The following is a 6,790-nucleotide window of genomic DNA, read 5'->3' as shown; positions in this document are numbered from 1 at the left end:
AGGGGGGCCAGTGCTCGCCGGCCATGATCGGCGGCTTCGACGCGAGGTCGGCCATCTACTTGGAAATGATTATCATTTCTGAAGACGTATCTTAACCATCCGAACCCCTGTGCGCCAGCACCTGACGCAGAGTGACGAAAGGCAAGGTCCATGAACGAGACACAACCCACCCGGCCAACAGCCGAATCGGAGCGCTACCGCAACGCCGGCCACTGGGAAGGAGTGACCTTCGGCTCCTCCCTGCGCCGCTGGGCCGCCACCCGCCCCGGAAGCGTCGCGCTGGTCGACGGCGACCGCCGGTGGACCTACGCGGAGCTGGACCGCGAGGCGGACCGCGTCGCGCGCGGACTGCGCGGCCTTGGACTGGGGCAAGGAGACCGAGTGGTGGTCCAGCTGCCCAACTGCGCCGAATTCGTGCTGATCTGGTTCGGCCTGCAGCGCCTTGGAGCGGTCCCCGTACACGCCATGCCGGGCCACCGACGCACGGAGATCAGCCACCTCGTACGCACCTCCCGGGCCACGGCCTGCGTCATAACCGACCGACACGCGCGCTTCGATCACCGCGAGCTACTGCGGGAGGTGCTCGCGGATCATGAGTCGTCAGGCTCCCTGCGCCATGTCGTCGTGGTCGGGGAAACGGGTCGGCACGAGGACTTCGTCCGGTTCGACGAACTGCGCGAGGCCGGCAACGGGCAGGAACCCCTTCCTGCCGACGGCGGGGCCGATTCCGGCGACCTCGCCCTGCTGCTGCTGTCCGGCGGAACCACAGGACTGCCCAAGCTCATCCCGAGGACACATGACGACTACAGCTACAACGTGCGGGCCAGCGCCGATCTCTGCGCGTTCGACCCCGGCACCATCTATCTGGCCGTCCTGCCGATCGCCTTCAACTTCACGCTGTCCTGCCCCGGCGTGCTCGGCACCCTCTTCCGTGGCGGGACCGTGGTGGTCTCGCCCGATCCCAGTCCGCAGACCGCGTTCGCGCTCATCGAGCACGAGGGTGTGACCGTCACCTCGCTGAGCCCCCCGCTCGTCCCGTACTGGATGGACGAAGCGGCCACCGGCCTGTCGGACATCAGCAGCCTCGCCGTGGTCCAGGTCGGCGGGGCCCGGCTGCCCGACGACCTCGCGCGTCGGCTCGGGCCCGCACTCGGCGTGACGGTGCAGCAGGTGTTCGGCATGGCGGAAGGGTTGATCAACCTCACACGTCTCGACGATCCGGAAGAGCTCGTCTGCTCCACCCAGGGCCGCCCGATCTCACCCGATGACGAGGTGCTCGTCGTGGACGCGGAGGGCGAGCCGGTGCCCGACGGCGCTCCCGGCGAGCTGCTGACCCGGGGCCCGTACACGCTGCGCGGCTACTACAGGGCCGAGGAGCACAACCGGACGGCGTTCACCGAGGACGGCTACTACCGCACGGGAGATCTCGTACGGCACCTCCCCTCCGGGCACCTCGTCGTCGTGGGCCGGATCAAGGACCAGATCAATCGCGGGGGCGAGAAGATCGGCGCGACCGAGGTGGAGGAACAGCTGCTGACCCACCCCTCCATCACCTCCGCCGCCCTGATCGGCGTACCTGACGAGCGCTGGGGCGAACGCTCGGTCGCCTTCGTCATGTGCGCGGGGAGCGCGCCCAGCACTCGTGAGCTGGCCGCCTTCTTGAGGGAGCGCGGGATGGCGGAGCACAAGGCCCCGGACGAGGTGGTCGAGGTCGGGCACATGCCTCTCACAGCCGTAGGAAAGATCGACAAGACGGCGCTGGCCCGGCAGTTGCCCCGGGCGTGAAAGCAGGAAGGGGAGGGCATTCGTACCCCTCCCCTTCCGGTCCCGTATCCCTACGCACCACGGGACGTCGGCTCCCCGGCACAGCCGACCAGCTCCCGGGCCACCGGGTGCTCCGGGTGTACGAGGACACGCTCCGCGGGGCCGGCTTCGACCACCCGCCCCGCGTCCAGGACGACGATCCTGTCGGCGCAGCGGGCGGCAGCCGCCAGGTCGTGCGTCACCATCACGACGGTCAGTCCCAGCGTCCGTCTCAGTGTGTTGAGCAGGGTCAGGACCCCGCTCCCCGTCTCCGGGTCGAGTGCCGAAGTGATTTCGTCACACACCAGAACACGCGGTCCGGCAGCCAGTGCCCGCGCAAGGGACACCCGTTGCCGCTGACCACCTGACAGCTCGCCCGGTCGTCGTCCCAGGATTTCGGGGACCAGACCGACCAGGTCGAGCAGCCTGACGGCCTCAGTCGCCGCCGCATCGGCCGGCAGCCCTCGATGCCTCGTCAACGGTCGCGTGAGCGCCGTACGCACCAATTCGCGCGGGTTGAGCGCGCCACGCGCGTCCTGGGCAACCAACTGGACGGCGGCGCCCCCATCCGTCGGGGTGTGCTCCTCCCGCCAGGTGACGCTCCCTGCGGTGTACCGGTGCAGCCCCACGAGACAGCGGGCCAGGGTGGTCTTTCCGGAACCGGAGGGGCCCACTACGGCCGTACAGCTACCGCCGTCGACCGTGAGGGAGACGTCGTGCAGGACGGTTTCGCGTCCATGAACGGCCCTTAGGCCCTCCACGGACAGCAGCCCGCCGGTCGGACGGCCTGCGGGCGCCCCCGCAGGCCCGGGCGCCGGGGCCGGAGCGGCCGCCGGCATCGGCGAGGTGGGGGATGACGTGATCAGGCCGCCTTCCAGACGGATCACGTCGTCCGCTACGAAACCGATCCAGGCCGGGTCGTGGCTGACCAGTACCGCGGCGCGCTCGCCCCCGCTCAGCACCTCGGCCAGCAGTGCGCGCATCCGCGTCGCCAGCGCCGTGTCCAGGCTGCTGGTCGGTTCGTCCAGGACCAGCAGGTCCGGAGAGCCCGCGAGAGCAAGGGCGAGAGCCACCCGTTGCGCCTGCCCGCCCGAGAGTTGGTGCGGCACCCGCCGCTGGAACGCCCGGTCGGCGGGCAGCCGCACGGATTGGAGCAGCGACTCGGTCTCCGCCGCGACCACTTCCGCGCTCGCCGCGCCGTTCCGCAGCCGCACAGCCTCGGATATCTGCTGACCGATCCGCAGCGCGGGGTTGAGGGAGGAGGCGGGGTCCTGGCCCAGGAAGGACACGACGCGTCCCCTGAGGCGTCGGGCGCCCTGCCTCGTGAACGGGTCGGCTCCGGCTACCCGGACACCCCCCTCACGCCTTTCCAGGCCGGGCCGGACATGGCCGAGCAGGGCGAACGCAAGGCTGCTCTTCCCGGACCCCGACCTCCCCACCACCCCGAGCACCTGCCCGCGCTCCACGGACAGGCAGGCGTCGAGCAGCACGGGCGGGCCCCCGGCCGTGGGGCCGATGGTCAGTCCCTGGATCTCGGCGAACGTGCTGGTCATGCCATACCTCTTCCTGCGGCGTCCGCGAGCCGACTGGCCAACAGACCCACGCATACGGACAGCACTACGAGCAACAGGGCCGGAACAAGAAAGGGGGCGAGTGCCAACGTGGCCCCCGGAAGGTTCTCGTTGACCATGCGTCCCCAGTTGGGCGCTGTACCACCCCGTCCGAGACCGAGGAACCCGGCTGTTGCGGTGAGGTGCAGCGAGGCGACCAGACGCAGGGCGGTGTCCAGGAGAGCCGGCCCAGCGATGTTGGGCAGCACGTCGTGGCGCAACACGGCCATTCGACTGTCGCCCCGGGCGCGGGCGACCTCGACGTATCCGCTGGTGAGGATGGAATCTGCCGCAGCACGCAGGACCCTGACGGAGAAAGGCGCGGTGGCGAGTGCGACGGCTGCCACGACAGCGGTATCGCTGCCAGGGAAGCCCGCGGCCAGCACCAGGATGAGCAGGAGGGCCGGCAGTACGGCCAGCGCGTCTACGGCCCGGAGCACGAAGTCGCCGAAGCGGGGGGAGACCATGGCGGCCAGTACGCCGGCGGTCACCCCGATGACACCGGCGAGCACTGTCCCGGCGACAGCGATGAGCACGATCGTCCGGCCCCCGCCCAGCACCCGGCTGGCTACGTCCCGGCCGAGGATGTCGGTCCCGAGAAGCAACCCTCCGCCCGGCTGCTGGAAGGGCGCCCCGACCTGCTCGGACGCGCCGTACGGGGCCACCAGCGGGCCCAGCAGCGCGAGCGCGAGCACGAGGAGCGCGATTCCTCCGGCGAGATACGGCGGTCGGCGTCGGCGAGCCCGGGGGCCGGCCGCACGTATGGCGCGGTCCCTCGTCAAAACCTTGGTCATGCGCCGCGCCTTCTCTGTGCGTTGAGCCACCACGCACAGATGTCACCCAGCAGGAGGATCGCCAGCATGACCGCGGCAAGGACGGTGGCGATCCCCTGGACCATCGGTATGTCCCGCGCGGACACGGCCAGTTGCAGCTCCCGTCCGATCCCCGGATAGTCGAAGACGCTCTCCACCACCACGCCGGACCCGACCAGCGCCCCGGTGGTGAGGGTGAGCGCCTGGATGGCTGGGCCGGCCGCGTTGGGGAGTATGTGGCGCACCGCCAGGCGGGCCCCCCGGACGCCGTTCAGCCGGGCCGATTCCCCGTACGGCGTTGCCGCCACCTCGGCGACGGACACACGGAACAGCCTGGTGGCGACGGCCAGACCGACCGCGCTGAGCGTCAGTACCGGCAGGACGAGTGCGCGTGGCACATCGAGCGGCGTACCGCCGAGGGGAATGAGTGAGACACGCGGCAGGAGCTGGAACTGCACAGCCAGGACTGCGACCAGTAGCGACGCGAGGACGAACTCGGGCACCCCGGCGGCGGCGTGCATGACCTTGGAGACCCAACGGTCCGCGGCCCCGCCGCGCAGCCCGGTCCAGAGACCGAGCAGCGCGGCGAGAGGCGCGGTGAACGCGAGCGTCAGGCCGGCCAGCAGCAGGCTGTTCGGCAGCCGCGTGGCGAGAACGTCCATGACCGGCCGGTGACCGACGAACCCGGTACCCAGGTCTCCCCTGACGGCGTCCGCCGCCCATGACACGTACCGCTCGGTCATGGACCGGTCAATGCCGAGTTCCGCACGGACCTCGGCGCGTTCCTCCGGCGAAGCGTCCACACCGGCCACCGCGCTGACCGCGTCACCCGGCAGCACAACCGTGATCGCGAAGATCACTGCTGACAACAGGACCAGCAGGACGGCCGCGCCCACGAGTCGGCGGCCGACGAAGGAGAGCTGACTCACGCCAAGGACGCCTGAGAGAAGCCCGGGAACTGCTCGAAGAGATCGTCCCGGATTCCGCCCACGCCCTTGGCCTGTGCGTTGAGGTTCGGCTTGAAGACCGGCAGTACCTGGTTCCCCTCGTCCCAGCGCTTGCGCTGTGCCGCCGTACCCAGCTTCCGGGCCTCGGCCCCGTCGCGCTCGGCACGGGACTTCGCCACCAGGGCGTCGACCTCGGCATGCTTCCAGCCGAAGGCTGACGGTGAACCGCCGGCCGTGCTCATCTGGTAGGTCGACAGCGCGGGAATCGGCATCTGATACGAGGCCGCGAGCGGCAGGCGGCTGTACGCTGCGAAGTCTGCGAAGAGCTGGCCCGCAGGCAGTTCGCGGACCGATGCCCGGACACCCGCCTTCTTCAGGTCCTCGACGTACAGCGTGGCCATCTCCACCATTCCGGGAGTCTCAGGGCCCGTGGTCAGCTCGACCTTCACCCCTTCGGCCCCGGCCGCCTTCAGCAGCTTCCTTGCTTTGTCCGGGTCGTAGGCACGCTGGGGCACGCTCTCCGCGTAGTCCGGGAAGCCGATGGACGGCAGGTCGTTGCCCACCACCGCGTTTCCGTAGAACACCGTCTTGACCATCGCCTCACGGTTCGCCGCGAGCTTGAACGCCTCACGCACCCGGGGGTCGTCGAAGGGCTTGACGCTCATGTTCATCTGGAACGACAGTCCCACGAGATACGGGCTGCTCGTGGGAGCGAGCTCGACCTTCCCGTTGTCCGCGAGCGTGCGTGCGGTGACCGGCGAGAGGTCATGGGCGAAGTCGATCTCGCCGCTGGTGAGCGCTCCGGCGCGGGCCGTCGAGTCCGCGATCGACCGCAGTTCCAGGCCCTCGAGGTGGGGCACCTGCCCGTAGTGGTCGTCGTAGCGTGTGAACGCGGATCCCTGACCGGGCGTGAACTCGCTGAGCCGGAAGGGCCCGCAGCTCGGCATTCCCTGCGCGAAGCGCCGGGTCCCGTCCTTGACGACCAGGAAGTTCCCCTGACACAGGATCATGCGGCCGTCTGCGATGGGCCGCAGCGTGGGCAGTACGACCTTGAGATCACCGTCCGCCTTGGCGGCTGCGAGGTCGAAGTTCACAGCGGCCAGTTTGTACACCGGCAGCATGCTCTTGCCCGCGAGTGCGGACAGTGAATGCAGGATGTCCGCAGAGGTCAGCTTCGACCCGTCGGTGAAACGGACGCCGGGCCGGACGTGCAGGGTGTATGTGGACAGGTCCTCGGCCATGTCGATCCCCTTGAGCACTCCGTAGCGCACCCCGTCAGGGGCGGAGGGATCGAGATTTCCCAGGGTGCCGTGCCAGGCTCGGGCCCGGACCAGGTCCAGCGCCGAAGGGCCGTTGAAGAAGTCCAGCGTCTCGGAGGCGCCACCCCCCACGAAGGCCGCGCGGAGCGTGCCACCGGTGCGGGGTGAGGAACCGCCGCCGGCCTTACCCGAGGTGGAGGGGTCATCGGTCGAGCACGCCGCCAGCAGGCCGGGCCCGACGGCCAGAGCCATAACTCCCGTAGCGCTGCGGCGTAGGAAGGCGCGGCGGTCGAACTGTCTGGACATGCTTCTCCTTGAAGAAATGCTGATCAGATCCGAGATGAAAGGAATGCGGACAC

The 6,790-nt window shown here is 69.7% G+C and carries 5 protein-coding genes; 1 reads left to right on the top strand and 4 read right to left on the bottom strand.

Translation table 11 applies throughout. The annotated features are described in order from the left end of the window. The first annotated feature begins 150 nt into the window (after window positions 1–150). Entirely contained in the window at window positions 151–1,785 is a 1,635-nt protein-coding gene (locus OG927_RS35270; protein WP_330321567.1) for a (2,3-dihydroxybenzoyl)adenylate synthase, read from the top strand. A 50-nt stretch (window positions 1,786–1,835) separates the two neighbouring features. On the opposite strand, the gene OG927_RS35265 is transcribed toward OG927_RS35270, so the two are convergent. From OG927_RS35265 to OG927_RS35250, 4 genes are read right to left on the bottom strand one after another with little or no spacing between them, the layout of a single operon-like run. Continuing rightward, window positions 1,836–3,356 (bottom strand): ABC transporter ATP-binding protein, encoded by a 1,521-nt coding sequence (locus tag OG927_RS35265; protein WP_330321566.1) that lies wholly within the window; start codon window positions 3,354–3,356, stop codon window positions 1,836–1,838. Further along, window positions 3,353–4,207 carry an ABC transporter permease subunit gene (locus OG927_RS35260; protein WP_330321565.1) on the bottom strand — a complete coding sequence of 285 codons (855 nt, stop codon included), beginning with the start codon at window positions 4,205–4,207 and terminating at the stop codon, window positions 3,353–3,355. Before OG927_RS35260 ends, OG927_RS35265 begins: the two co-directional genes overlap by 4 nt. After that, window positions 4,204–5,154, bottom strand: coding sequence for an ABC transporter permease (locus OG927_RS35255; protein WP_330321564.1), 951 nt, complete (start codon window positions 5,152–5,154; stop codon window positions 4,204–4,206). Before OG927_RS35255 ends, OG927_RS35260 begins: the two co-directional genes overlap by 4 nt. Further along, window positions 5,151–6,737 carry an ABC transporter substrate-binding protein gene (locus OG927_RS35250; protein WP_330321563.1) on the bottom strand — a complete coding sequence of 529 codons (1,587 nt, stop codon included), beginning with the start codon at window positions 6,735–6,737 and terminating at the stop codon, window positions 5,151–5,153. Before OG927_RS35250 ends, OG927_RS35255 begins: the two co-directional genes overlap by 4 nt. Window positions 6,738–6,790: the final 53 nt, after the last annotated feature.

The organism is Streptomyces clavifer (assembly GCF_036345975.1).
Lineage (GTDB): Bacteria > Actinomycetota > Actinomycetes > Streptomycetales > Streptomycetaceae > Streptomyces > Streptomyces clavifer.
Note: the sequence above shows the minus strand (reverse complement) of the source record. Positions and strands in the feature narration are given on the sequence as shown.